Source organism: Roseomonas genomospecies 6, from assembly GCF_008365375.1.
In the GTDB taxonomy this organism is placed as follows: Bacteria; Pseudomonadota; Alphaproteobacteria; order Azospirillales; family Azospirillaceae; genus Azospirillum.
On the sequence record NZ_QOKW01000002.1, the window covers coordinates 13,766 to 38,671 of the forward strand.

General features: G+C 67.9%; 24 protein-coding genes. 12 read left to right on the top strand and 12 right to left on the bottom strand.

What is annotated here, in order from left to right; translation table 11 throughout:
• Positions 1–363 precede the first annotated feature (363 nt).
• On the bottom strand, positions 364–951 hold the full coding sequence (mepK, locus tag DS843_RS02510) for a peptidoglycan L,D-endopeptidase MepK (RefSeq protein ID WP_149467331.1): 588 nt from the start codon (positions 949–951) through the stop codon (positions 364–366).
• A 372-nt stretch (positions 952–1,323) separates the two neighbouring features.
• Between mepK and DS843_RS02515 the strand changes: the two genes are divergently transcribed.
• The 3 genes from DS843_RS02515 to DS843_RS02525 all read left to right on the top strand — a co-directional run bounded on the left by DS843_RS02515 (position 1,324) and on the right by DS843_RS02525 (position 3,946).
• On the top strand, positions 1,324–2,631 hold the full coding sequence (locus tag DS843_RS02515) for a pentapeptide repeat-containing protein (RefSeq protein ID WP_149467332.1): 1,308 nt from the start codon (positions 1,324–1,326) through the stop codon (positions 2,629–2,631).
• Positions 2,632–2,844: 213 nt separating this feature from the next.
• On the top strand, positions 2,845–3,300 hold the full coding sequence (locus tag DS843_RS02520) for an Lrp/AsnC family transcriptional regulator (protein WP_149467333.1): 456 nt from the start codon (positions 2,845–2,847) through the stop codon (positions 3,298–3,300).
• 19 nt (positions 3,301–3,319) lie between these two features.
• Positions 3,320–3,946 (top strand): LysE family translocator, encoded by a 627-nt coding sequence (locus DS843_RS02525; protein WP_149467334.1) that lies wholly within the window; start codon positions 3,320–3,322, stop codon positions 3,944–3,946.
• A 29-nt stretch (positions 3,947–3,975) separates the two neighbouring features.
• Here DS843_RS02525 and DS843_RS31700 read toward each other — a convergent pair whose 3' ends face one another.
• A complete protein-coding gene (locus DS843_RS31700) occupies positions 3,976–4,104 on the bottom strand; it encodes a hypothetical protein (RefSeq protein ID WP_286191897.1) in 129 nt (42 codons plus the stop codon).
• 342 nt (positions 4,105–4,446) lie between these two features.
• Here DS843_RS31700 and DS843_RS02530 point away from each other — a divergent pair, with 342 nt between their 5' ends.
• Positions 4,447–5,463: a patatin-like phospholipase family protein gene (locus tag DS843_RS02530; protein ID WP_353618317.1), complete on the top strand. Its 1,017-nt coding sequence runs from the start codon at positions 4,447–4,449 to the stop codon at positions 5,461–5,463.
• Between the two features lie 6 nt (positions 5,464–5,469).
• Here the strand turns inward: DS843_RS02530 and DS843_RS02535 are convergent, their stop codons facing one another.
• Positions 5,470–6,429 carry an SAM-dependent methyltransferase gene (locus DS843_RS02535; RefSeq protein ID WP_149467336.1) on the bottom strand — a complete coding sequence of 320 codons (960 nt, stop codon included), beginning with the start codon at positions 6,427–6,429 and terminating at the stop codon, positions 5,470–5,472.
• Positions 6,430–6,643: 214 nt separating this feature from the next.
• Between DS843_RS02535 and DS843_RS02540 the strand changes: the two genes are divergently transcribed.
• Both DS843_RS02540 and DS843_RS02545 read left to right on the top strand, forming a co-directional pair.
• Positions 6,644–6,910, top strand: coding sequence for a (2Fe-2S)-binding protein (locus DS843_RS02540; RefSeq protein WP_149467337.1), 267 nt, complete (start codon positions 6,644–6,646; stop codon positions 6,908–6,910).
• Between the two features lie 550 nt (positions 6,911–7,460).
• Positions 7,461–7,781 (top strand): hypothetical protein, encoded by a 321-nt coding sequence (locus tag DS843_RS02545; RefSeq protein WP_149467338.1) that lies wholly within the window; start codon positions 7,461–7,463, stop codon positions 7,779–7,781.
• 15 nt (positions 7,782–7,796) lie between these two features.
• On the opposite strand, the gene DS843_RS02550 is transcribed toward DS843_RS02545, so the two are convergent.
• The 3 genes from DS843_RS02550 to DS843_RS02560 all read right to left on the bottom strand — a co-directional run bounded on the left by DS843_RS02550 (position 7,797) and on the right by DS843_RS02560 (position 12,333).
• The gene (locus DS843_RS02550) at positions 7,797–9,560 is read right to left on the bottom strand and encodes a sensor histidine kinase (protein ID WP_149467339.1); all 1,764 of its coding nucleotides are present in this window, start codon (positions 9,558–9,560) and stop codon (positions 7,797–7,799) included.
• 132 nt (positions 9,561–9,692) lie between these two features.
• Entirely contained in the window at positions 9,693–10,295 is a 603-nt protein-coding gene (locus DS843_RS02555; protein WP_149467340.1) for a response regulator transcription factor, read from the bottom strand.
• Positions 10,288–12,333 carry a sensor histidine kinase gene (locus DS843_RS02560; protein ID WP_149467341.1) on the bottom strand — a complete coding sequence of 682 codons (2,046 nt, stop codon included), beginning with the start codon at positions 12,331–12,333 and terminating at the stop codon, positions 10,288–10,290. Before DS843_RS02560 ends, DS843_RS02555 begins: the two co-directional genes overlap by 8 nt.
• Positions 12,334–12,482: 149 nt before the next feature.
• Here DS843_RS02560 and DS843_RS02565 point away from each other — a divergent pair, with 149 nt between their 5' ends.
• From DS843_RS02565 to DS843_RS02575, 3 genes are all read left to right on the top strand, one after another.
• Entirely contained in the window at positions 12,483–13,493 is a 1,011-nt protein-coding gene (locus DS843_RS02565; protein ID WP_149467342.1) for a TRAP transporter substrate-binding protein, read from the top strand.
• Positions 13,494–13,613: 120 nt separating this feature from the next.
• The gene (locus tag DS843_RS02570) at positions 13,614–14,300 is read left to right on the top strand and encodes a TRAP transporter small permease (RefSeq protein ID WP_149467343.1); all 687 of its coding nucleotides are present in this window, start codon (positions 13,614–13,616) and stop codon (positions 14,298–14,300) included.
• Entirely contained in the window at positions 14,297–15,595 is a 1,299-nt protein-coding gene (locus DS843_RS02575) for a TRAP transporter large permease (RefSeq protein ID WP_149467344.1), read from the top strand. The genes DS843_RS02570 and DS843_RS02575 overlap by 4 nt, the downstream gene beginning before the upstream one ends.
• A 90-nt stretch (positions 15,596–15,685) precedes the next feature.
• On the opposite strand, the gene DS843_RS02580 is transcribed toward DS843_RS02575, so the two are convergent.
• The 3 genes from DS843_RS02580 to DS843_RS02590 form a co-directional block, all read right to left on the bottom strand.
• A complete protein-coding gene (locus DS843_RS02580) occupies positions 15,686–16,042 on the bottom strand; it encodes a zinc ribbon domain-containing protein YjdM (protein ID WP_149467692.1) in 357 nt (118 codons plus the stop codon).
• 115 nt (positions 16,043–16,157) lie between these two features.
• The gene (locus DS843_RS31015; protein WP_167525176.1) at positions 16,158–17,741 is read right to left on the bottom strand and encodes a methyl-accepting chemotaxis protein; all 1,584 of its coding nucleotides are present in this window, start codon (positions 17,739–17,741) and stop codon (positions 16,158–16,160) included.
• 64 nt (positions 17,742–17,805) lie between these two features.
• A complete protein-coding gene (locus tag DS843_RS02590; RefSeq protein ID WP_149467345.1) occupies positions 17,806–18,561 on the bottom strand; it encodes a substrate-binding periplasmic protein in 756 nt (251 codons plus the stop codon).
• A gap of 223 nt (positions 18,562–18,784) precedes the next feature.
• Here DS843_RS02590 and DS843_RS02595 point away from each other — a divergent pair, with 223 nt between their 5' ends.
• A complete protein-coding gene (locus tag DS843_RS02595) occupies positions 18,785–20,836 on the top strand; it encodes a molybdopterin oxidoreductase family protein (RefSeq protein WP_149467346.1) in 2,052 nt (683 codons plus the stop codon).
• Positions 20,837–20,966: 130 nt separating this feature from the next.
• A complete protein-coding gene (locus tag DS843_RS02600; RefSeq protein ID WP_149467347.1) occupies positions 20,967–22,061 on the top strand; it encodes an NAD(P)H-dependent flavin oxidoreductase in 1,095 nt (364 codons plus the stop codon).
• 3 nt (positions 22,062–22,064) lie between these two features.
• Here the strand turns inward: DS843_RS02600 and DS843_RS02605 are convergent, their stop codons facing one another.
• The 3 genes from DS843_RS02605 to DS843_RS02615 all read right to left on the bottom strand — a co-directional run bounded on the left by DS843_RS02605 (position 22,065) and on the right by DS843_RS02615 (position 24,316).
• A complete protein-coding gene (locus tag DS843_RS02605; RefSeq protein ID WP_286191898.1) occupies positions 22,065–23,051 on the bottom strand; it encodes a GGDEF domain-containing protein in 987 nt (328 codons plus the stop codon).
• Positions 23,052–23,220: 169 nt separating this feature from the next.
• Positions 23,221–23,733: a pentapeptide repeat-containing protein gene (locus DS843_RS02610; protein ID WP_149467349.1), complete on the bottom strand. Its 513-nt coding sequence runs from the start codon at positions 23,731–23,733 to the stop codon at positions 23,221–23,223.
• A gap of 88 nt (positions 23,734–23,821) precedes the next feature.
• Positions 23,822–24,316: a thioesterase family protein gene (locus DS843_RS02615; protein WP_149467350.1), complete on the bottom strand. Its 495-nt coding sequence runs from the start codon at positions 24,314–24,316 to the stop codon at positions 23,822–23,824.
• A 171-nt stretch (positions 24,317–24,487) separates the two neighbouring features.
• On the opposite strand from DS843_RS02615, the gene DS843_RS02620 reads away from it, so the two are divergent.
• On the top strand, positions 24,488–24,901 hold the full coding sequence (locus DS843_RS02620) for a hypothetical protein (RefSeq protein WP_149467351.1): 414 nt from the start codon (positions 24,488–24,490) through the stop codon (positions 24,899–24,901).
• The last annotated feature ends 5 nt before the right edge of the window (positions 24,902–24,906 follow it).

A 24,906-nucleotide genomic window follows, 5' to 3' on the forward strand; every position in this document is an offset into this window, starting at 1 on the left:
ACACCGCAGCAGTATAACACTATCGGCCGATGGGTCCTAGACAGTCAGGGCAATCGGGCGAAGCCTGTTCCGTTGCACGTCAGATCGCAATCCCTCGGGGGAGGCTGGACGGCGATGGGTGCGGTCGGGACCGAGCCGGACCGGATTGAAGGTGCCTTGGCGGGACATTGCGTTGTTGACTACCCCGCCGCCGCCGCCAGGAATTTTCCCAAGCTCGCCAAGTTCATCCCCATGCCGGAGCCCAAGGCCGGCGCCCGGGCCGGCGCGAGGAGGCCGGTGCCTGCCGTTCCGCCCTCGTGATCGGCGGAGATGCGCTCGAGCAACATCCGACCTTTCAACACCGTCAGCGTTACAAAAATCCCGTCAGGCCGCCCAATGGCGCTTCGGACCGACGTCCACATGGACGAAGTTGCTGTCCGGGTAGTAGCCCACCCCGCCACCGCGCAGGCTCAGCGCCGCCCGCTGCAAGGTGCGCAGCGGCAGGCCCGGCACCCGCAGGTCGATGGCCTTGCCCTGCATGTGGAAGCTGTTCTGGGCCACGCCGCCGCCGTCCTGCTCGCGCAGCCAGGCGTTGGTCTCCGGGGACCGGTAGCCGGAGATGATGTGCACCGGGTTCTTGCTGCCGACCTTGCGCGTCAGGGCGTGCAGCAGGTCGAGAAGCTTCGGGTCGATGGGATGCACCGCGCCGGTGCGGTGGTCGCGCAGCAGATGGTTGATCTCGCGCAGACCCTCACGCTGATAACGGCCCTTGGCCCAATATTCGGTCCGCACCCGCTCCCCGGTGTGGAGGTTGAGGAGGACCAATTGCCGGGGAGGAGCGCGCAGCGCCGCCTCCGACACCTCGGGCGCCATCACCATCCCGGCGGCGGCGGTGGCCAGACCGATGCGCAACAGTTCCCGCCGGCCGAGCTTGGCTGCTGGGGTCGGTTGGAATTCGGCCTCGGTCATCATGCCTCCATCGGGTCCCGAACGGGGCGGTGGGTGCACCATCCCCTTTTTGTCCGATGCCTTTTGGCGGCAGAGCCCCCGCTTGTGTCAAGAAACCAATGGTTAACGTTTTAAAGGATGCCGTCTTTTCCGTGCTTTCCGGGCCGGAAATCCGCCCGTCGGGGCGGCGGAGCGTCGCGTTACAGCCCTGAAACACAAGCCGCCACCAACCCGATTCGCCCGAGTCCCACCCGATTCGCGCCCGGCCGTGGCAAAGCTGCGGCAAAAAGCGGCAACCAAAAGGGGTACTGCCGCAGCCTGTACCGTTTAGCCTTCGGTAAGGAATCCACCCCCATAGTTTGGATAGCGAAAACAACCCCCGTCAGAATCCTGCCCGTGCCCCCCGTCGCCACAGCCCCAGCGCCGGCCACCTCCTATCTTCGGCCCGATCAACTGGCCGAAGTTCTGGATCGGCATGCCCGCTGGATCAAGGGCCAGCCGGGCGGCGCGCGCGCCAATCTGGCCCTGGCGGATCTGGAGGGCGCGGACCTGTCGCAGCGCGACCTGCGCGGCGCCCGGCTGGTCGGCGCGAAGCTGGCGCGCTGCCGTCTCAGCGGCACCAATCTGGCCGGCGCCGATCTGTTCGGCGTGGATTTGCGCGACGCGGACATCACGCGCGCCAACCTGATGCAGACGGATTTGCGCGGCGCCCGGCTGCGCTCCGCCGATTTCTCGAACGCCAATCTTCGCGGCGCGGACCTGCGGGTCGGAACGCTGGAGCCGGGAGGTGCCGCCCGTTGCGGCACCGGGCCGGACGCGCAGGATGCCGAGGCGACCCGGCAGACGCACCGGACCGCCCTGGCCCGGCTTCAGGGCGGTGCTACGGCGGAAGGGGGCATCCCGACGGACCTGACCGGCGCCGTTCTGGCCGGCGCCAACCTGACGGAGGCCGACCTGTGCGGGGCGGTCCTTCAGAACGCCGACCTGACGGGAGCGGTGCTGACCGACGCCAACCTGTCCGGCGCGCGGCTGAACGGGGCCAACCTGACCGGCGCCCTGCTGGACGGCGCCACCTTCGACAACGCCGATCTGGTCGGCACGCGGATGGTCGATTGCGACCTGTCGCGGGCCAAGCTGGGTTCCGCCTGCATGACCCGGCCCATCGACAGCATGGGGTCGGAGATCCAGCGGGCGATTTTCGATCATGAGCGCTGGATCGACAGCTTCGGCCAGCGGGGCGAGCGGGCCGACCTGGACGGCGCCGACCTCAGCCGCGCCGACCTGCGTGGCGTCACCCTGAGCGCGGCCTCGCTGCGAGGCGCCAACCTGTCCGACGCGGCGCTGACCGGCGCGCGGCTGATGATGGCCGACCTGTCCGGCGCCAATCTGGAGCGTGCGAACCTGATGGGCGCCGACCTGTCCGGAGCCAACCTCAGCTTCGCCCATCTGGCCGGCGCCGATCTGACTCGCGTGAACCTCGGCCCGGCGGAGATCAAGGACCCCAACGGACGGCCAACCGGGCGCTCCTGGGCCGCGAACCTGATGGGCGCCGACCTGCGGCAGGCGATGCTGACCGACTCCCGCATGGTCCAGGCCAACCTGACCGATGCCGATTTGGAGAACGCCGACCTGGACGGGGCGGACCTGGACGGTGCGAAGCTCCAGCGCGCGCATCTCAAGGGCAAGGCGCCGCGGCGGCGCTGAGCCCGCCCCTTCCTCCGGCAACCGTCATCATCGCGCAAAGGAACGCGGCGCATAGTGCGGCACCTCGATCCGCCAGACGATCCGCCATGCCCACCCTTCCCCGCCGCGGCGCCCCGCCCGCGCTGAGGAGTCGGGCAGGCCGACGTCCGCAGGATGGGAGAATGACGGGAATCGGCCTTGCTTTTTGTCGCCATCTCAGAAAATATTGCGGCCATGGACGATATTGACCGGAAAATCATAGCGCGCATCCAGGTGGACGGACGCGCTTCCTACGCCGACATCGGTGCTGCGGCGGGGCTGTCGGTGTCCGCCGTGAACGAGCGGCTGAAGAAACTGCAGGCAAACGGCGTGATTCAGGGCTGGGGCGCGCGGGTCTCTCCCAAGGCCGCCGGCCTCGACGTGCTGGCCTTCGTGGAGGTGCTGCTGGACCGGCCGGAGCATGACGCGCCCTTCCGCGAGGCCATGCGCGCCATGCCGGCGGTTCAGGAATGCCACCACGTCACCGGGGACTGGTCCTATCTGCTGAAAATTCGCGTGCCGGACACGGACGCGCTGGAGCGCTTCCTGTCCGACCGGCTGAAGAGCCTCCCCGGCGTGGTCCGCTCGCACACCGTGATCGCGCTGTCATCCGTCAAGGAAACGCCGGTCCTTCCCATCGTTTCAGACTGACCCGTTCGGAGCGTCCGCCATGGACACGCTGCCGGCCCTCCTGAAGGGCCTCGTCATCGGCTTCAGCATCGCCGCCCCGGTCGGGCCGATCGGGCTGCTGTGCATCCGCCGCACCCTGTCCGACGGGCCGGCGCACGGCTTCGCCAGCGGGCTGGGAGCGGCCAGCGCGGACGCGGTCTATGGCGCCATCGCCGGCTTCGGGGTGGCACTGGTGACCGACGCGCTGATCGGGGCGCAGGTGACGCTGAAGCTGGTGGGCGGCCTGATGCTGCTGTGGCTGGGGTGGAGCACCCTGCGCGCCCGTCCGGCGGAGCGGCCCGCGGCAGCCGGCGGAGCCGCCGGTCTGGCCGGCGCCTATGCCTCCACCTTCGCGCTGACGCTTGCCAACCCGGCGACGATCCTCAGCTTCGCCGCGGTGTTCGGCGGGCTGGGCGTTTCGGCGGCCGGCGAGGGGAACAGTACCACCGTGGCCGCCCTGCTCGTCGCGGGCGTCTTCAGCGGTTCGGCCTTGTGGTGGTTGGGTCTCAGCGCCTCGGTCGGGGCGTTCCGGCGCCGGGTCACGCCCGCCGCCATGCTGTGGATCAACCGCGGCTCGGGCGCGGTGCTGGGAGGGTTCGGGATCGCGGCCCTCGCCTCGCTTTTGTGAGGCGGGAGGCGCCGGTCACCCGGCAAGCATCACAGAAGGATCGTCACCGGGCCGCCCAGCGCGACGGCGGCGACGATCAGGATGGCGACCGCCGTCAGCTTTTCCGCAGCCGACCAACGCTGCCAATCCTTCTTGAAGCTCTTGAGTTCCTGGGCCATGGCAACCTCCGCCATCCCTGATTGTCCGTGCTGAAAGCGACATTGGACGTTTCCAGTTGATGTTTGGTTAACGTCGCCCGGAAACTCTTTCATCCACTCGAATGCCACAGGTAATGGGAAGAAAACATGATACAAGTCAAATAGAAGGCAAAAGCGGGTACAATTTTCGGTATCCCCCTTGGGCAGCCCTGGGGCGCGATCCGCATCCCACGGATGGAAGGGTTCCTCCCGGCGCACCGGCACCCCAGATCCCTTTGGATACCCATCGACGCGGCGGCGCCGGAGAAGCCTGACCAAGCCCGAACAAAACACCAAGCCCGAACAAAACACGAGGTGCTGGCGGTGAGCGGACTGAAGATCGGACTGGCCCTGGGCAGCGGGGCGGCGCGCGGTTGGGCGCACATCGGGGTTCTGCGCGCGCTGGAGGAGATCGGGGTCGAGCCCGACGTGATCTGCGGAACCTCAATCGGCGCGGTGGTCGGGGCGGCCTATCTGACGGACCAGTTGGACGAATTGCAGGCCTGGGCGCAGAGCATGGGCTGGCTCGGCATGCTGGGCATCATCGACCTGACCTTCCGCCGGGGCGGATTGCTGGCCGCCGACCGCACCTTCGACCGGTTCCGCAACCACCGGACCGAGGTCACCATCGACCAGCTCCACAAGCCCTTCGCCGCGGTCGCCACCGACCTCGGCACCGGGCGGGAGATCTGGCTGCGCGACGGTCCCCTGCTCAGCGCGGTGCAGGCGTCCGCCGCCATGCCGGGCCTGTTCCCGGCGGTGCGGCGCGACGATCACTGGCTGGTGGACGGGGCACTGGTCAATCCGGTGCCGGTGTCGCTCTGCCGCGCGCTGGGCGCCGACGTGGTGATCGCGGTCAATCTGAACAGCGAATTGTCGCCGCTGAGCCGCCCCTCCGGGCGCGGGGCCGCGAAGCTGCGGAAGGCGGCGGAGGCGAAGCCCGTCCAGATGCACGCCGAAGCACCGGTTCCGGAGGTGGCGATGGCCCCGGCGGGCGACGCGACCTCGCCGGTCTTCTCCACGCTGACCTCGCAGATCGCCTCCTGGATGGGGCGGCGCCCGGCGGCGCGGACGCGTTTCCTGGCCGACCAGCTCGAACGCACCCCGGCCCCCAACGTCACCCCCAACGTGATGGACGTGATGGCCGGGTCCATCGACATCATGCAGGACCGCATCACCCGCTCCCGCCTGGCCGGAGAGCCGCCGGACGTGCTGATCGCTCCACGCCTCGCCCACGTCGGCATCCTGGAGTTCGACCGGGCGGAGGAGGTGGTGGAGATCGGCTACGGCGCCGCGTCGATCCTCAAGCCGGCGTTGGATCTGGCCCTGCGCCGGGCGTAAGCGTCGTCAGAGCGGACCCGCCGGCCACATCCAGGTCAGCTCGTGCTTGTTGTGGTGCAGGTGCAGGACCCGCCCGCCGGGGATGGCGGCGAAGGCGCGGGCCGTCTCGTGGTCCGTATCCGCCTGGAATTTCAGCGTGCAGATGAAGCGCTTGGCCAGCCCGCTGTCCATCCATTGGTTCACCAGCCGCAGCAGGCGCGTGGGGTAGCAGATCACGTCGCAGCACAGCCAGTCCACCGGGCCGACGTCCTGCGGCTTCAGACCGAAGGCGCTTTCCTGCCGGAATTCGATGCGCGGCAGGGCGGCGATGGCCGGGTCGAGCGGCGCCTTATCCACACTGATTACGCTGGCGCCCAGCTCGTGCAGCACCCAGCTCCAGCCGCCGGGGCAGGCGCCGAGGTCGATGCAGCGGTCGCCCGGTCCCGGCTGCTCCCCGAACAGGGTCAGCGCCTCCCACAGCTTCAGATAGGCGCGGTTGGGCGGCACCGTCCGGTTCTCGACGAAGGCGATCTCGCCATGGCGGTAGGGGCTGGAGCAGCGGGCCGCCGCGACGATGGTGTTCTCGTCCAGCAGCGTCCAGGACCCCAGCGGCGCGGTCGGCAGCGGCGACGGGAAGACGACCGGCTTGGCCGAGACGTGGGGCAGGTTCTCCTGGATCAGGCTGGCGCGCCGGTGATGGCGCAGCGACCAGAGCGCCCAGTTCCGCTGGATGGAACGCAGGGCCCGCGCGCCCTCCTTGATCGAGGCGAACTCGATCCGCACCGGATCGTGCCAGATGTTCTGCGCCCAGGCGGCGGGACGCGCCGGCCCGTCGGCGAAGACCAGCCGGTCTTCGACCGCCGCCACGTCGCCCAGTTCGGCCACGAGGTCCTGCACGAAACCCTCGGGCGCCAGATAGATGGTCTGCCCCAACGGGGTGTGCCCCGGCACCGGAAGGGCGGGCGCATTGTCGGATGAGTCGCTCATGCCCAGGGGCTAGCGTTCCTTGAGCGGGATTGCAAGAGCGCTCGACGCAATTCTCAGCCGCCGCCGAAGCCGTACCCCACCCTGGCGGGCTGTGACATTGCGTCGCAATCCGCTTAAATTTGCCTGTCATGATCTGGATCAATTGACAATCATTCTCAGTCGCAGCACATTGGCCTCAGCAAGACCGCACAACACGCACCGCTGCCGGGGGCCCATGTACGTCTGCATCTGCCACGCGCTGAACGACAAGCAGGTTAGCAAGGCACTTGAGAATGGCGCCCGGACGCCCGCCTCGGTTTTCCGGCATTACGAGCGTCAGGTTCAATGCGGCAAGTGCGTTCCGATGATGCGGGACATGGTGCAAAGCCATTGCGCGAACCAATGCCCGACCTGCCCCAGCCAGGCTGCGGCGCAGCAGGCAGCCCCGCTGCCGGAACCGGCCAACACCGAAGGCTTCCCTTACGGCATCGCGGCGGAGTAAAGGGCGCCACACTCCCCCGTCTGGACAAGTCACCGGAACAACAGCCCTGGTCCACCGGCCGCCCGATGCAGAAACGGCGGCGGTCCTTCTGTCGTAAACCGCCCCTTCAATCCAGGCGGAAGCCGATTTCTTTCGGGACTGGACACGTCCTTCCGCTCCGTTCTGTTTCCGACCGGCGCCCATAGGGCACTGCCCTTCGGCTGCGACAAATCGCCGTAGACTTACACCCCTGCCCCGCTTGACGTGGCGGGACCATTCCTGCACAAAGAATCGGAACGGCTCCAAGAAAACCAAAAAACTCGGAGCGGTGCCGATTGCTATCACCCGTTCGGGACACGCAAAATTCCAAGTCCCTGGGAACTAAAAATGCTTTTCATATGTATATGAAGGGCAGACGGACGGACATCGTGATTTGGCGCTGCAGCAACGATGCTCTTTTGCGATGCACAATGTTTTCAAAAGTCGTGTTTTTGCTGTGCAGCACCGCCCTGAGACATGGGTCGGGCATCGGGAAGGTGTTACCCAAGCGATCCGAGAGGAGGAGTGAGAAATGAGCTGCCGCGATCGGCACGCCCATGACGCCAAGTGCCGCGACCTGCTTCGGGCAACCGCCGACCGGCTGGACCGGCTGCGGTCGCTGGTGGAGCGGTCCGGTCCGGACACTCACGAGAACATGACCCGGGAAGAGATGGAGCGAACGCTCGACGTCCTGCGCGGCCAGCGCAACCGGCTGTGCGCGCGCGTCGAGGCGGCGCGCATCGCCACCGACGACGCGTGGCCCTTCGCCCGCGCCATCGCCGACCAGACCGCGGAGGAGCTGGTGAATGGAATCGAAGGCATGGAAGCCCGGCTGAAGCGCATGGCGGCCTGACCGCGGGCCGCCCTCTTACCCCGCCTTCGACGCCGACACGACCCGGCCATCGGCCGACGGGGTGGCGGGCGGCGTTCCCGGCAGGACGATGCGCACCACCGTGCCTTCCCCGGGGGCGCTGCGCAGTTCCAGCCGCCCGCCATGAGCCTCCACGAAGCGCTTGGCAAGGGGCAGTCCCAGCCCGGTTCCGGACTGTGCCTTGGTCATGTAGCTGTTCACCTGCCGGAAGGGCTCCAGCGCGATCTGGATGTCTTCCGGCGACATCCCGACACCGGAATCGGCGATGGTCAGGGTCACGCTGCCGTCCTCCCCGCGCGCCGCCTCCGCCCGCACATGCCCTCCCGACGGAGTGAACTTGATGGCGTTGGACAACAGGTTCAGCACCGCCTGCCGCAGCCGGATGTTGTCCGCGACCACCGTAAGGCCGGGCTCGACGGGCGCCCCCACCATCCGCACGCCTTTCTGATCGGCCAGCGCCTCCATCAGCTCCAGACACTCGCCCAGCAGGACGGCGACCGGGACCGGTTCCGGGTACAGTTCCAGCCGGCCCGCTTCGATCTTCGCCATGTCCAGCACGTCGTTGACCAGCGACAGCAGATGCTGGCCGGAGGCATGGATGCTGCCGATGTATTCCTGGTGCTTGGGCGGGCTCGGGCCGAACAGGCCGGACAGCAGCGCCTCGCTGAAGCCGATGATCGCGTTCAGCGGGGTGCGCAGTTCGTGGCTCATGTTGGCGAGGAAATCGGACTTGGCCCGGTTCGCGGCCTCCGCATGGTCCTTTTCCGACTCCAGACGGCGCCGCTGCTCCACCAGCATGGCCTCGCGGGCCCGACGCGCCTCGGCTTCCGCGTGACGGCGGCGGCGGGCGTGGCGCGTCACCACCAGCGACAGCACCAGCGTCGCCAGACCGGCACCCGCCGCACCGGCCAGGATGGTGGTGCGCGTCTGGTTCAGACGGCTGCTGACCTGCTCGTACGGCACGGCCACGATGATCGACCAGCCGGTCTGCTGCGACCGGTGAGCCAGCATCAGAGCCTCCTGCCCTTCCCGCGTCGTCGCCGAGAACAGGCGGGAATGATTCTCCTTCAGCATGGACACCATGTGGTCCGAGACATAATGCCCCACATGCCTCTCGGGGTCGCGCGACCGTGCGGCGATGATCATGGCCGGGTCCACGACCGAGACCGTCCAGGCCGGTGGAACCCCCGATCCGCGCAGCACGGCGTCCAAGCCGTCCAGGGCGACCGCCAGCGACAGCACATGGCGGACGGGCTGGTCCGGACCGCCCTCCGGGGCGAGGACCGGCGCCCGGACGATCAAGGCCGGACGCCCCGGCGGTCCGCCTGGGGGCAGCACCCCGCCGACCACCGTCCGGCGGGTGGCGGCCACCTTCCGGGTCACGTCGTCCAGCCGCGGCGGCGGCAGCGGCGCGCCCAGAGGGAACTGGCTGTGCAGCAGGAAGGACAGCCTCTCCACATCCACCAGCCCGATCGCCAGCCAGCCCGGCTGGCTGCGCACGGCCTCCACCGCCTCCGATCTCAGCAGCGGCAGGTCGTGCACGGCATCGCGGCCCAGCGCCGCCAGAAGCTCCAGCGGGCGGGCCTTGCTCTCCAGCTCCCGGTCGATGGCGACCATCACCGAGCGCGCCTGCGCCGCCAGCTCCGCCGCCAGAACGTCCTGTTGCCTGAGATCGAGAATCCAGACCACCACCGCCAGGAACAGCAGCAGCGGGGCGATGGCGGCAAGCCCCAGGCCAAGCGTCGATGAGGGCAGGCGCAAGGCACTCTCCGACCGGTGACGGAAACGGGATGGCGTCGGGGTTGGAACGTGGGAAGACGGCGCGCTTCCCATCCCAATGGGTCGCCCGCATCCGTCCGCCTGTCAAGCCCGTCGGTTGACCAAATCCGCGCCTCAACCCACCGCCGCGAGAATGCGGGCGAGTTCCACGGCGGTCTTGACGCCCATCTTCTCGAAGACGTGAGCGCGGTGAACCTCGACGGTCCGCATGCTGATGCCCAGCTCGTCGGCGATGACCTTGTTCAGCTTGCCGGCCACCACCAGCTCCATCACCTGCCGTTCGCGCTGGGTCAGCGTCGCCAGCCGGGCGGCCACGCCGGCCTGCCCCGCCTGCCGTACCCGTTCCCCGGCGTCGAAGGCCAGCGCCTCGATCACCCGATCGACGAGGTCGTTGTCGTTGAAGGGCTTCTCCACAAAGTCGCGGGCGCCCTTCTTGAGTGCCGACACGGCGATGGGCACGTCGCCGTGGCCGGTCAGGAACAGCACGGGCATCCGGCAGCCCATGGCGGTCAGCCGGTCGAACAGCTCCAGCCCGCTCATACCCTCCATGCGGATGTCCAGCAGAAGGCAGCCGGCCATGGCGGGGTCGTAGTCGGCCAGGAACGCCTCCGCCGACGGCCAGGAGGCAACCGGCACGTTGCGCGACTGGAACAGCCAGCCCAGGGCGTCGCGGATCGCCTCGTCGTCGTCGACGATGTGCAGCCTCGGTTCAGGCATGGTCCGCTCCTGCATCCTGGGAGGCGGCGCCGCCCGGCCCGGGCGCCTCGGCATGCACGGGAAGGGAGAAGAGGAACACGGTGCCGCCGTCCGGGGCGGGCTCGAACCACAGGCGTCCCTGATGGTGCTCGATGATGGACCGGCAGATGTTCAGGCCCATGCCCATGCCCTCGGTCTTGGTGGTGAAGAAGGGAGAGAACAGTTTTTCCGCATTTTCGGGGGAAATTCCACAACCGCGGTCACGGATGCGCGTCAGGACCGCCCCGTCCACCGCCTGCACCGCGACGCTCAGCCGGCGCCGGTCGCGCCGGGTCGCCGCCATCGCCTCGATGCCGTTGCGCATCAGGTTCACAACCACCTGCTGCAGCAGGATTCGGTCGGCCATCACCGCCGGCAGGCCGTCGCCCGTCTCCAGCTCCAGCTTCACCCCCTGCTGCCGGGCGTCGGCGTCCATCAGCGCCACGCAATCCTCCAGGACCCGCGCCAGACAGCAGGGGGCGACGTTCGGTTCGCTCTTGCGCACGAAGTCGTGGATGCGCCGGATGATCTGGCCGGCGCGTCTGGCCTGCCCGGACAGCTTGTCGAGCGCCGTCGCCAGCTCGTCCGGCCGGATGCTGCCGGCCTGAAGGCGGTTGAGACAGCCGGTGCAATAGCTGGCGATGGCCGACAGCGGCTGGTTCAACTCATGCGCCAGGGTGGAGGCCATCTCGCCCATGGTGATGAGGCGCGCCGTCTGCTGGAGCCGCTCCTGCTGCTGGCGGGCCAGCTCCTCGGCCCGCTTGCGCTCGGTGATGTCGAGGACCGAGCCCATCCAGCCGGTGTGGCGCCCCTTGGCGTCGATCAGCGGCGCCTCGTAGATCAGCGCGTCGAACCGTTCGCCGTTGGAGCGGCGAAAGCACAGCTCGAACCCGTTTGCCGGCGCGTTGCCGGCCAGCACGGCGCGGAAGACCTCCTCCGTGTGGGCCAGATCCTCGGGCAGCCAATAAGGCATGACCGGGCCGGAGCCCACCAGCTCCTCCGCCGACCAGCCGACCATCCGGCAAAAGGCCGGATTCACGTAGATGATGCGCCCGTCCAGGTCGCGGGCCCGCATGCCCACCGTCAGGCTGTCCTCCATCGCCTTGCGGAAGGCGTGCTCGGCGCGCAGGGCCTCCTCGGCCCGGATGCGCCGGGCGATGTGGCGGCGCACCGCCCACAGGCTCCACAGCGCCGAGACCGTCAGGGCGAAGATCGCCGCGACCAGGATGTTGCGCCCGACGTTGCCGGACACCTGATGCAGCGTGGCGACCAGGGTCAGGCCGTGGCCCGGCGGGTCGAAGGGAACGATGTGACTGCGCCGCGGCTCCGGCATGGCGATGCGCGACTTGGTCCCCAGAACCGCGCCGTAATGGTCGACGACCTCGAGCTGGTAGCGCTGGGCGAACCACCAGGGGACATGGTGGGTCAGCAGGGCATCGATGGACAGGACGCCGGACAGCGCGCCCGCGAATTCCTGCCCGCGGAAGATGGGAATGACGACCTCGAAGGCGCTGTCCGTTCCGCCCAGCCGGTAGGGCGCGGAATAGGCCCGCCGGCCCGAGGAGCGGGCGATCAGGAAGGCATCGGCGCGCGGGCTGGGTCCGAAGGCGTCGTCCAGGACCGGCCCGTCGTCCACCGGCGGCTCCGACCGCACCGGGCGACCTTGGCTGTCGAGCCGCACCACCCGCTGGATCGCCGGATTGACGGTGACGATGTGACGCGCCATGACCGTGAAGTTCACCGGGGTGGCGTCGTCCCGCCCCAGCGTTTCCGCCAGATGCTGAAGCTTTTCCTCGTCGGAGGTGAGCTGGAAATGGAGGTTCTGCTCCACCCACAACACGTCCTTGATGAGGGTGAGAGTCTCCTCCTCCCGTTCGCTGCGGTGGAGAACCCACAGAAAGACGCCGAACAGAAGCACCACCAGCGCCATCGCCACGATGGGCATGGCCTGCACCGGACCGCGATGCCCAAGGCCCGAGGCGGCGTTGCCGGAGACGGTGTTCGAAGCGCTGTTCGTCATGGATGGCAAAGGTATGGGCACGGTGGCCGCTTCGTCTCGGTCATAGCTACGGATTTCCACAATAGCGGCCAGGGCGAAATTATCGAACAATGAAAGAATATCAAAGGTCGGACTATCAGTCCGCCCAACAACAATGGAGGATGACCCCTATGAAGTTCGTCTCGCTGCTGTGCGCCACCGTCGCCGCCGGCTGCATGATGGCCGCCACCGCCGCCACCGCGCAGGAGCCGATCGTCATCAAGTTCAGCCACGTCGTCGCCCCGGAGACCCCGAAGGGCAAGGGCGCCGAAAAGTTCAAGCAACTGGCCGAACAGCGCACCGGCGGCAAGGTGAAGGTCGAGGTCTATCCGAACAGCCAGCTCTACAAGGACAAGGAAGAGCTTGAGGCCCTGCAGCTCGGCGCCGTCCAGATGCTGGCCCCGTCGCTGGCCAAGTTCGGCCCGCTGGGCGCCAAGGAATTCGAGATCTTCGACCTGCCCTACATCTTCCCCTGCAAGGCCGCCCTGGTGAAGGTCACCACCGGCACGATCGGCAAGCAGCTCTTCCAGAAGCTGGAGAACAAGGGCATCACCGGTCTGGCCTATTGGGACAACGGCTTCAAGATCATGAGCGCCAACAAGCCGCTGCACGCCACGGCGGACTTCAAGGGCCTGAAGATGCGCATCCAGTCGTCGAAGGTGCTGGACGCGCAGATGCGCGCCCTCGGCGCCCTGCCGCAGGTGATGGCCTTCTCCGAGGTCTATCAGGCGCTGCAGACCGGCGTCGTCGACGGCACCGAGAACCCGCCGTCCAACATGTACACCCAGAAGATGCACGAGGTGCAGAGCCACGCCACGCTCTCCGACCACGGCTATCTGGGCTACGCGGTCATCGTGAACAAGAAGTTCTGGGACGGCCTGCCGGCGGACGTCCGCACCCAGCTCGACGGTGCGATGAAGGAAGCGACCGAGTACGCCAACAACATCGCCCAGGAAGAGAACGACAAGGCGCTGGAGGCGATGAAGGCCGCCGGCAAGACCAAGTTCTACGAGCTGACCAAGGACGAGCGCGCGTCGTGGCGCCAGGCCATGCTGCCGGTCCACGAGGACATGGCGTCGCGCGTCGGCAAGGAACTGCTGACCAGCATCAAGGCGGAGACCGACGCCGCCAAGTGCGAATGATTTAGAGTGCCTGACCGGGCGGCTTAGCCGCCCGTCCTGATCAAGAAAAAACCAAAGCACGGCCTTCGGCAAGCGCCCGCGCGAAAGACGCGGGTGCTTCCTCCTGCGCGCGGAGCCACCATGCCCATGAAAATCCTAGACCATCTGGAGGAGATTCTTATCGCCTTCCTGATGGCCGCGGCGACGACGATCATCTTCGTCGCCGTCGTTCACCGTTATGCTTCCGGCATCCCCGTTATCCAGGACTACATCCTTCACTGGAATTTGGCCTGGGCGCAGGAGCTGTGCATCTACATGTTCGTCTGGATGGCGAAGTTCGGTGCCGCCTACGGCGTCCGTACCGGCATCCATGTGGGTGTGGACGTCGTCATCAACCAGTTGTCCAGCCCGATGCGGTCGAAATTTATCGTGTTCGGCCTGCTGGCGGGTGCGCTGTTCACCGGGCTGGTCGGCACCATGGGCACCAATTTCGTCTGGCACATGTCGGACACCGAGCAGGTGTCGGCGGACCTGGAATGGCCGATGTGGATCATCTATCTGGCGATCCCGGTCGGCTCCTACCTGATGTGCTTCCGCTTCCTTCAGGTGATGGTGAATTTCCTGCGCACGGGCGAACTGCCGCACCACGACCACGGCCATGTCGAGGGCCTGGAGGAGGACAAGACCGACCCGCAGCGCGCCGCCCAGGACGTCAACTGGTACGAGATGGACGACAACCTGCACCCGCACGACATCGCCCATCATGAAGGCCGCAAGACCGGCGGCAACCCGGCCAAAGGCGACGGGACCAAGGAGAACGACCGATGAGCGCCGCGATCATCTTCGGCCTTCTGCTGATCCTGATGCTGACCGGCATGCCGATCTCCATCTCGCTCGGCCTGACGGTTCTGACCTTCCTCTTCGCCTTCACCGACGTGCCGATCCAGGCCGTGGCGCTGAAGCTGTTCACCGGCATCGAGAAGTTCGAGATCATGGCGATCCCGTTCTTCATCCTGGCCGGCAACTTCCTGACGCACGGCGGCGTGGCGCGGCGCATGATCAACTTCGCCACGGCCATGGTCGGCCACTGGCACGGCGGCCTCGGCCTTGCCGGCGTGATGGGCTGCGCCCTGTTCGCGGCGGTTTCCGGCTCCAGCCCGGCGACGGTGGTGGCCATCGGCTCCATCGTGCTGCCGGCGATGGTGGCTCAGGGCTTCCCGAGGCAGTTCGGCGCCGGCGTCATCACCACGTCGGGCGCGCTGGGCATCCTGATCCCGCCGTCCATCGTGATGGTGATGTACTCGGTCGCCACCAGCGGCAGCCCGCACGCCGCCTCGGTCGGACAGCTCTTCATGGCGGGCGTCATCCCCGGCCTGATGCTGGCGTCGATTCTCGGCGGCGTCACTTGGTACCGCGCGCGCAAGTTCGGCTACCCCCGCCTGCCGAAGGCCAGCGGCGTCGAGCGGCTGAGGGCGTTCCGAGAGGCGATCTGGGGTCTTCTGCTGATCGTCATCGTCATCGGCGGCATCTATTCGGGCATCTTCACGCCGACCGAGGCCGCGGCGATGAGCGCCGTCTACGCCTTCATCATCGCGGTCTTCGTCTACAAGGACATGCCGCTGCGCGGCGTGCCGAAGGTGCTGCTGTCCTCGGCCAGCATGTCGGCGATGCTGCTCTACATCATCACGAACGCGGTGCTGTTCTCGTTCGTGCTGACGTCGGAGAACATCCCGCAGGGCATCGCCGACTGGATCGTCGCACAGGGCCTGGGCGTGATCGCCTTCCTTCTGGTGACGAACATCCTTCTGCTGATGGCCGGCAACTTCATGGAGCCGTCGTCGATCGTGCTCATCATGGCGCCGATCCTGTTCCCGGTCGCCATCAAGCTGGGCATCGATCCGGTGCATTTCGGCATCATGATGGTCGTGAACATGGAGGTCGGCATGTGCCACCCGCCGGTGGGCCTGAACCTCTACGTCGCGTCGGGCATCACCAAGATGGGCATCACCGAGTTGACCGTGGCCGTCTGGCCGTGGTTGCTGGCGATGCTGGGCTTCCTGGTGCTGGTCACCTACGTGCCGATCGTCTCCCTGTGGCTGCCGCGTGCGCTGGGGATGATGTAATCTCCTGTCCGCGGGTGAAGCCCCAAAAGCAAAACCCCTCGCCGGAGCGCTCCGGCGAGGGGTTTTGCTTTTCGGAGAAACCGGGTTCCGTCACGCCTTCTTGACGAACTCCGACTTCAGGTTCATCGCGCCGATGCCGTCGATCTTGCAGGCGATGTTGTGCCCGTCGGCCCCGTCCACCAGACGGATGTTCTTCACCTTGGTCCCGCCCTTGACGACGAGGGACGAACCCTTGACCTTCAGATCCTTGATGACGGTCACCGAATCGCCGTCGGTCAGCGCATTCCCGTTGGCGTCCCGCACCCCCTGATCCGCTGCGGCGTCCGCAACCGCGGCACCGTCGGCCTGCGGGTTCCATTCATGCGCGCACTCGGGGCAGATCCACAGCATGCCATCCTGATAGACATGCTCGGAGTTGCACTTCGGGCACTTCAATCCGTCTTCCATCATCGTCCTCGCCGTTCGGGAGCGGCATCCTAGTGCGGCGGGGCGGAAACCGGAAACGCAAGTTGCCGGGGGCGGGCGTTTCCACCCGCCCTTCCCGTCCCTCGGGCGGCGCGGGCTACGCCGCCTTGATCGAGGAGAGGAACCTCTGCACCTCGTCGCGCAGCTCGACGAAGCGGGCCTGAAGGGTCTGGGCGACCTCCACCGACTGGCGGGCCGCCGTCGCCACCTCCGCCGACGCGCCGGAGGCAACCGCGATGCTGCGGGTCACCGTGTCGGCCTCGCCGGCCACGGTGCGGACCCTCTCGGCAATCTCCCCCGTCGCAGCCAACTGCTCCTCCACCGCGGACGCGATTTCCGACGAACGCTGGCTGAGCTGGCCGATGGTTTCGGTGATGGCGCCGATGGCGGAGACGGTTTCCTGGGTCACCGACTGGATGGCGCCGATCTGGGCAGCGATCTCCTCCGTCGCCTTGGCGGTCTGGCTGGCGAGATTCTTCACCTCGCTCGCCACCACGGCGAAGCCCTTGCCCATCTCCCCCGCCCGTGCCGCCTCGATGGTCGCGTTCAGGGCAAGCAGGTTGGTCTGCCCGGCGATGGAGGTGATCAGGCTGGTGATCTCGCCGATCTTGGCGGCGCCGGCGGCCAGAGCCTCCACCGTCTTGCGGCTGGCATCGGCGCGGTCGATCGCCTGGGCGGAGATGGCGACCGACTGCTTCACGCTGTCGGCGATGCCGCGGATCGACTGGGTGAGCTGTTCCGCCGCGGCGCTGGCGGTCTGCACGGTGCGGCTGGTCTCGTCGGCGGCGCCGGCCACCGAGGCGTTGCACTGGTCGGCGCGCAGCGCGCTGTCCAGCATGCTGCCGGCGCTGCCCTTCATCTGCGAGGCGGCGGCGGAGGCCTCGCCGACCGTCGCCTGGACCGAGCGGTCGAAATCGGCGGCGAGGCGGGTCAGCCGTTCGCCGCGATGGGCCTCCTCCGCCTGACGGGCCAGCTTCTCGGCTTCGAGCTGCTGCCGGTGCTGGGCGTTCTGGCGCAGCACGTCGATGGTCCGGGCCATGGCGCCCATCTCGTCGCGGCGGTCCAGGGCCGGGACGGCAACCGCATAGTCCCCCTGGGCCAGCCGCCCGACCATGGCGGTGATCTGCATCAGCGGGCGCGTGATGGCCGACACGACGAGGTAGAGCGCCGCCATGATGGCGAGGAAGGCGACCGCCCCGACCGCGCTCTGGGTCACCGCGTCGGCGGTCACCCGCGCCTCCACCCGGTCCGTGCGCAGGCGCAGGACGAACTCGCCGATGGTCTTGCGCTGACCGGCCTGCCCGCCGACAATGGGCTTCACCACCTCGATGAAGCCCTTCGCGGCTTTGGTGTCGCCGACCTCGGCCACCAGCTTGGCCTTGTCGTCGCGCACCAGCGCGCCGAGGAAATCCGGGTCGGAGGACGGCGCCCTGGCGACCTCGCGCACCTGCTCGGTGTCGAAGTCGTAAAGCGGGATGGCCGCCGCGCGGGCCTGGAGCGTGGCCACCATGTCGGCGCGGGCCGCCAGCGTCTCCTTCGCCTGATGGGCCGAACCGTGCACGCCCCAGGCGATGGCCAGCACCTGATAGACCAGAAGCACGCCGCCGATCAGAAGCAGCGCCCGCAGGCGCAGTCCCAATCCACCGCCCTGATTCCCGCTCGCCGACCCATTGACCGTCATGATCCGCCCTTTTCCTAAGCTTGGGAACCGCCTTGCTGAACGGCCGGCGCCGCCAGCCGCGGCGTTACTGGGTCGCCTTGAAGCCGGCTTCGAGCTTCGCGAGAACCGCCTCGGCGTCCGGAGTCTTCTTCGACACGACGATGTAGACGTCCAGGCTCTGGACCGGCGTGGCCTTCAGCTCCGGCAGGGCCTTCCCGCCCAGCGCCTGCTGCATCGGCAGGGAATATTGCAGAAGCGTCGGCGCGCGCCCGGCCTGGAGAAGCTGGAGCGCCTGATCGGCGGTGCGCGCATCGATCAGTTGCACCTTGTTGGCCGGGTCCTCCATCCAGACACGCCAGCCGCCATAGGAATAGCCGTTCAGCGCGATGACCGCCTTGCCCGACAGGTCCTCCTTCGCCTTCACCGCCGGGGCTTCGCCGATGCCGTAGGCGTTCAGCTCGATCCGGGCGATGGGAGCGGCGCTGACCAGCGTGGCGCCTTCGAATTCCTTGACCGTGCGGATGCCCAGGAAGACGTTGAACTCGCCGTCCGCGATCCCGGAGAAGAGACGGCGGGCCGGCGCCGATTCGGCGGTGTAGGCGATGCCCGCGGCCTTGGCGGCCTTGTCGAAGGCTTCGATCAGGCTGCCCTTCGCGGTGCCGCCGTCGGTCTGGGTGTAGGGCGGAAACTCCACATAGCCCAGCTTGACGCCGTCCGCCCGTGCCGCGGCGATCCCCGGAGCGGCCATTCCGGCGATGGCGCCGATCATCGCCCCGAACAGGGTGCCCAGCGCCCCGTTCCGCAGAGTCCGCCGGACGCTTCCGGCAACGTTCGCGTTCATAAGGCTTTCCTTTGTCGTGTCGTTTCGCTCTTTCAGCGGCGCCTATGCCGACTCAAGCGAGCATTTTGAAGGAAACATACATCTTTCCACGATGCGTCTCCACAAGGATAGGGCTGCAATATTGAAATCTGATGGCAGCCCTTAAACAATCCCGACCGGTTGCGGAAAGCGTGATGCCGGACATAAGCTGCCCTTCGCTTTACCCGCGCCGAGGCGTCCCTCCGTGACTTCCGTCTTCCTGCCGACCGCCTGCCCGCACGATTGCCCCAGCACCTGCGCCCTGGAGGTGGAGCGGCTGGCGCCGGACCGCATCGGCAAGGTGCGCGGGGCCGCCGCCAACAGCTACACGGCGGGCGTCATCTGCGCGAAGGTCAGCCGCTACGCGGAGCGCGCGCACTCCCCCGACCGGCTGAAGACGCCGCTGCGGCGCACCGGCCCGAAGGGGTCCGGCCAATGGGCGGAGATCGGCTGGGACGAGGCGCTGGACCGCATCGCCGACGCCTTCCTGGACGCCGAGCGGCGTTACGGACCCGAAGCCGTCTGGCCCTACTTCTACGCCGGCACCATGGGGCTGGTGCAGCGCGGCGCCATCCAGCGGCTGCGCCACGCGAAGGGCTATTCCCGGCAGATCAGCACGGTCTGCGACACCCCGGCCAACATGGGCTGGCTGGCCGGCCACGGCGACATCCGCGGGGCCGACCCGCGCGAGATGGCGGACAGCGATCTGATCGTGAACTGGGGCGGCAATCCGGTGGCGACCCAGGTCAACGTGATGACCCACGTCAGCCGGGCCCGAAAGGGCCGCGGGGCGAAGCTGGTCACCGTCGATCCCTACCGCACCGGCACGGCGGAGGTGTCGGACATCCATCTGATGCTGCGCCCCGGCACCGACGGCGCGCTGGCCTGCGCGGTGATGCACGTCCTGTTCCGCGAAGGACTGGCCGACCGCGCCTATCTCGACCGTTACGCCGCCGGGGCGGACCGGCTGGAGGCGCATCTCGCCACCCGCACGCCGGAATGGGCGGCGGCCATCACCGGCCTGACGGTGGAGGAGATCACCGGATTCGCCCGCCTCTACGGGGTCACCAGGCGCAGCTATCTGCGGCTCGGCTACGGTCTGACGCGCGGCCACAACGGGGCGGCGCAGATGCACGCGGTGTCCTGCCTGCCCGTGGTCACCGGCGCCTGGGCGCACAAGGGCGGCGGGGCGCTCTACTGCTCCTCCGGCATCTACAGCATCGACCGCACCCTGTCGGAGGGGTTGGACCGTCTGGACACGTCGGTCCGCGGCTTCGACCAGTCGCGCATCGGCGCGGTGCTGACGGGGGAGGACATCGCGGGCGGCCCGCCCGTCACCGCCATGCTGATCCAGAACACCAACCCGGCGGCGATCTGCCCGGACAGCGCCCGCGTCCGCCGGGGTTTCCTGCGCGACGACCTGTTCGTGGCGGTGCACGAGCAGTTCATGACCGACACGGCGCAGTTGGCCGACATCGTCATCCCCGCCACCACCTTCCTGGAGCATGACGACCTCTACCGCGGCGGCGGCCAGATGCACATCCTGATCGGCCGCAAGGTGATCGAGCCGCAGTTCGAGGCGCGTGAAAACCACCGGGTAATCTCCGAACTGGCCCGCCGGGTCGGCGCCGAGCATCCGGGATTCGGCATGAGCGCGCTGGAGATCATCGATTCCATGCTCAGGACCTCCGGCCTGACCGACGCCGCCACCCTGACCGAGCGGCGCTGGATCGACGCCCAGCCGGATTTCGAAACCTCGCATTTCCTCAACGGATTCGCCTTCCCGGACGGGCGGTTCCGCTTCGCGCCGGACTGGGCGGCGCTCGGCCCCTACGGCGCCGGCCAGTTGCCGGACCTGCCGGACCATATGACGCCGGGCCGCCCGGCGGACGCGGAGCATCCCTTCCGCCTCGTCACCGCCCCGGCGCGGCAGTTCCTGAACTCCAGCTTCACCGAGACGGTGACCGCCCAGCGCCGCGAAGGCCGCCCCACCGCCCTGATCCATCCGGAGGACGCGGCAAGCCTCGCCCTGGCCGAAGGCGACGCCGTGCGCCTCGGCAACCGGCAGGGCAGCGTCGTCGTCCACGCCAAACCCTTCGCCGGGGTGCCGCGCGGGGTGGTGATCGTGGAGGGCATCTGGCCGAACGGGGCCTTCGTGGAGGGGATCGGGATCAACACCCTGACCTCGCCCGAACCGGTTCCCCCCGCGGGCGGAGCCGCCTTCCACGATACGGCGGTGTGGCTGCGCGCGGCGTGAAGCGCGCGCGGCCTTCATCACCGAACATGATCCGTCCCATCTGAACAAATCATTTTTCACGATGGGCGGACTGCCCTAGCCTCCCTCCTTCAGCCTGCAATGGCAGAACACCAAAGGCGGAGGGCGCGCGATGCCGATCCACACCAGTTTGACGCAGCGGCTTGGCCTGTCCTGTCCCATCGTCCAGGCTCCGATGGCCGGGGGTGCCGACACGGCGGATCTCGTGGCCGCGGTGGGCGAGGCGGGCGGCATCGGCTTCGTCGGAGCGGCCTACCTGACCCCGGACCAGATCGCGGAGCGGGCGCGGGCCATCCGCTCCCGGACCTCCTGCCCCTTCGGGATCAACCTGTTCGCCCCCCTGCCCGCGACCGCCATGCCGGAGGCCGAAGAGGTTGCGGCTGCGGTCGCCCGGATCGCGCGCTATCACGCCGACCTCGGCCTGCCCGCTCCCGGAACGCCGTCCTTGGGCGCCGACGGTTTCGCCGCCCAGATGGCGGCGGCGCTGGACAGCGGCGCGTCGGCCTTCAGCTTCACCTTCGGCATTCCGTCCGCCGACGCGCTGGCCGCCATCAAGGCGCGGGGCATGCTCCTGATGGGGACGGCGACCAGCGTGGAGGAGGCCGTGGCGCTGGAGCGGGCCGGCATGGACGCCGTGATCGCCCAAGGCGCAGAGGCCGGCGGCCATCGCGGCAGCTTTGCCACAGGTCCGGAAGAGGTGGATTTCGCCGCCGGTCTGGTCGGGACCATGGCGCTCGTCCCGCAGGTGGTGGACGCGGTCAATCTGCCGGTGGTGGCGTCCGGCGGCATCATGGACGGGCGCGGCATCGCGGCGGCGCTGGCCTTGGGCGCTGCCGGCGTACAGATGGGCACCGCCTTCCTGACCTGCGCGGAGGCCGGCATCCCCGAAGTGCACAAACGGGCGATCCTCGACGCGCGCGAAACGCAGACGCGCGTCACCCGCGCCTTCTCGGGCCGTCCGGCGCGCGGCATCGTGAACCGGGTGATGGACGACATCCCGGACGACGACGCCCTGCCCTTTCCCCTTCAGAACGCGCTGACCCGCCCGATGCGCACCGCCGCCGCGCAGCAGGGCCGGGCGGAGTTCCTGTCGCTCTGGGCCGGACAGGGCGTCCGACTGGCGCGGCGGCAGACGGCGGCGGAGTTGATGGCGCGGCTGGTGGGTGAAACCGACACCGTGGTTCGGCGCCTGAGCGGTGATGCCTGACGGCTAACCCGCCACCGATTCCTCGGCGCAGACGCGGTTCCGCCCGCCGCGTTTGGCGGTGTAGAGCGCTTCGTCCGCGCGGCGCATCAGGGCAAGCAGATCCTCGCCGGGCCGGTACTCCGCCGCGCCGACCGACAGGGTGACCGAGCCGTAATTGGCGTTGCGCGACCGGTTGATGATCTGCCGCGACCCGACGGAGGCGCGAAGCTGCTCCGCCAGCGTCACCGCGTTCGCGAGGCCCGTGTGGGGCAGGATGACGCTGAACTCCTCCCCGCCGTAGCGGGCGACGGTGTCGCGCCCCTTCACCCCCTCCGTCAGCACCTTGGCGACCAGCTTCAGCACATGGTCGCCGACCAGATGGCCGTGGGTGTCGTTGAAGCGCTTGAAATGGTCGATGTCCACCATCAGCAGGGTCATCGGCATGCCGGTCTGCGTCGCCGCTTCCGCGGCGGCGGCCAGCGCCATATCGAAGCCGCGCCGGTTGGCGATGCCGGTCAGCCCGTCGGTCATCGCCTCCCGCCGCGCGGAATCCAGAACGACGCGCAGTTCGGCAAGCTGTTGGCTGGATTCCAGAAGCTGGCTTTGCAGGCGGGTCTGGCGATCCACGATGGCGGTCGTCTCCGCCGCGATCGCCGCCACCATGGCGCGCAGTTCGGCCAGGGTCAGCGGTTGGTCCAATTCCCCGCGGAAGCCGGCCAGGGTCTGCCCGTAGCGGTCGGTCTCCGACCCCACGCTTCCCAACTGGTCCAGGATGCGGCCCAACGCGACGCGCGCCCGGTCCGACGTTTCGCGAATGGCCTGGGTTTCGGCGTCCAGCGTGAAGAAGCGCTTGTACAGCTCGTCGCAATGGCTTTGCGACAGGATGGCGCCGTCGCGCTGTGCCAGTTCGATGGCGCGCGTCAGATCGGGATTCTGCCCGCCGAAATAGGCGTACCAGAGGGTGAAGTTCTCCGGATTCGGCAACAGGCCGTTGGCGATGATCCGATCCATGGCACGGTCCGCGAGAACACGCGCCTTCTCGAAATCCTCATCGCCTGCCATCGCCGTCGCCTTTCCACTGAGTCACGGGAAAGGCTACCGCAGCGGGAAACGGGCGGGCAAGCGACTTTCGGAAAGGGTCATTATATTACGGTATCAGGCAAATTTACTTGCTGCCTTATCAGTTGCACTGTCCCACGGATTTCTCGGCGCAGATCGTCGTGCCGTCGATCCAGGTTGCCCCCGACAGATCGGCGTGCCGCAGGTCCGCCCCGCCCAGCCGTGCGCCGGTGAAGTCGGCCTTCTGCAGGATGGCGCTCACCAGCTTCGCGTTGCGCAGGTCCGCTTCCTTCAGCGACGCGCCGGTCAGGTCGGCGCGCGTGAAATCGGCCTCGATCAGCCGGGCGCCGTCCAATGTCACCCCCGGCATGGTGGCGCTGAAGAACTTCGCCCGGTAACCGTCGGTTTCCGACAGGTCGGCGTCCTTCAGCGTGGCCCTCTGGAAGGTGGCGTCCCGCAGCATCGCCCCGGCCAGCTTCGCAGACGACAGATCGCGCCCGTCGAAGTAGCAGCGGCGCCAGTTCACCTTCGGCTGCGCCGGGTCGGTGCAATCGGCCAGTGCGGGAGCGGGGACCAGGGCGGTGCCCAGGAAGGTGGCAAGTACCGCGAAGGCGGCGAAAATTGTCGTCTTCATGCGCCAACAGATAGTGTCGCCGAGGCCCGATGACAAAGGGTTCCGCACGACAAAAGAGACCCACACGATGAAAGACGGCGGCGTCCGGTCACGCCCTCTTCGGCGCGCGCAGACCGACCGAGCGTCCGGCCTGCGGCGGGCGGGGCAGCCCCTCATGCGCTGCCGCGATGCCGGCAAGCCGTTCCGCCGTCTCCAGGGGCAGAGGCACCGACCGGCGCTCCGTCAGGTCCACATGGACCAGCACGAATTCCGCCGTGGCGGCGAGGAAGCCGTCCTCCTCGTGGCGCATCTCATGGAACAGGTGCAGCCGCTTGGCGTCCGCCCCCAGGATGACGGACACGAAGGTCAGCCCGTCGCCCTCCGTCACCTCGCGGGCGTAGGTCAGGTGCGCCTCCACCGCGAACATCGAGCGCCCCTCGGTCTCCGCATAGTCCTTGCCGATCCCGAAATGGTCGAGCACGGCGTCGGTCGCGTGGTCGAAGGCAAGCAGGTAATAGGCCACGTTCATGTGGCCGTTGTAGTCGATCCACTCCGGACGGACCGTTTCCCGGTGCAGGCAAAGCGGGGCTGGCGAATGGTTCATGGCCCCAAGGATAAGCGAAGCCGCCGCGCTTTGGGAACCGGCTTGCGGCGCCTCGAACGCACTCCTTCAGCCGAATCCGACATTCACGGGCATCGGGAGTCATTCGTTCCAGAGGCAGGGAGCGCAAGAACCGGACGCTCTCCCCCTCCCCCCCGAACTCCCGAGGCCGACATGCTGAAACTGGCTCAGAACGCGAACAGCAAAACCGATTTCCTCATCGCTCATCCCGCGTTGAGCAGCGCGGACGTGGATCTGGAAGCGGTCCCTCTGGCGACGCTCCAGACCTACGTCGACACCACCTACAACAACCGCCGCCAGTACGACTTCGGGAAGCCGAACGGCAGCCGCACGCTGGCGGCGCTGGAGAAGGCGTCCTCCACCAACAAGACCACCACCTGCACGGTCGTGTGGAATATCCACCAGCACCAGACCCGTCCGCTGGCGGCCGCCGGAAAGACGAAGCACTTCACCGTCAAGGTTCCCGACGAAAAAAGTGAACTGCACTTCTACGTCAACACGGACGGCAGCCGGATCGCCTTCATCAGCTTCGACGCCACGACCTATTACGAGATCAAGAAGTTCTAAAGCGG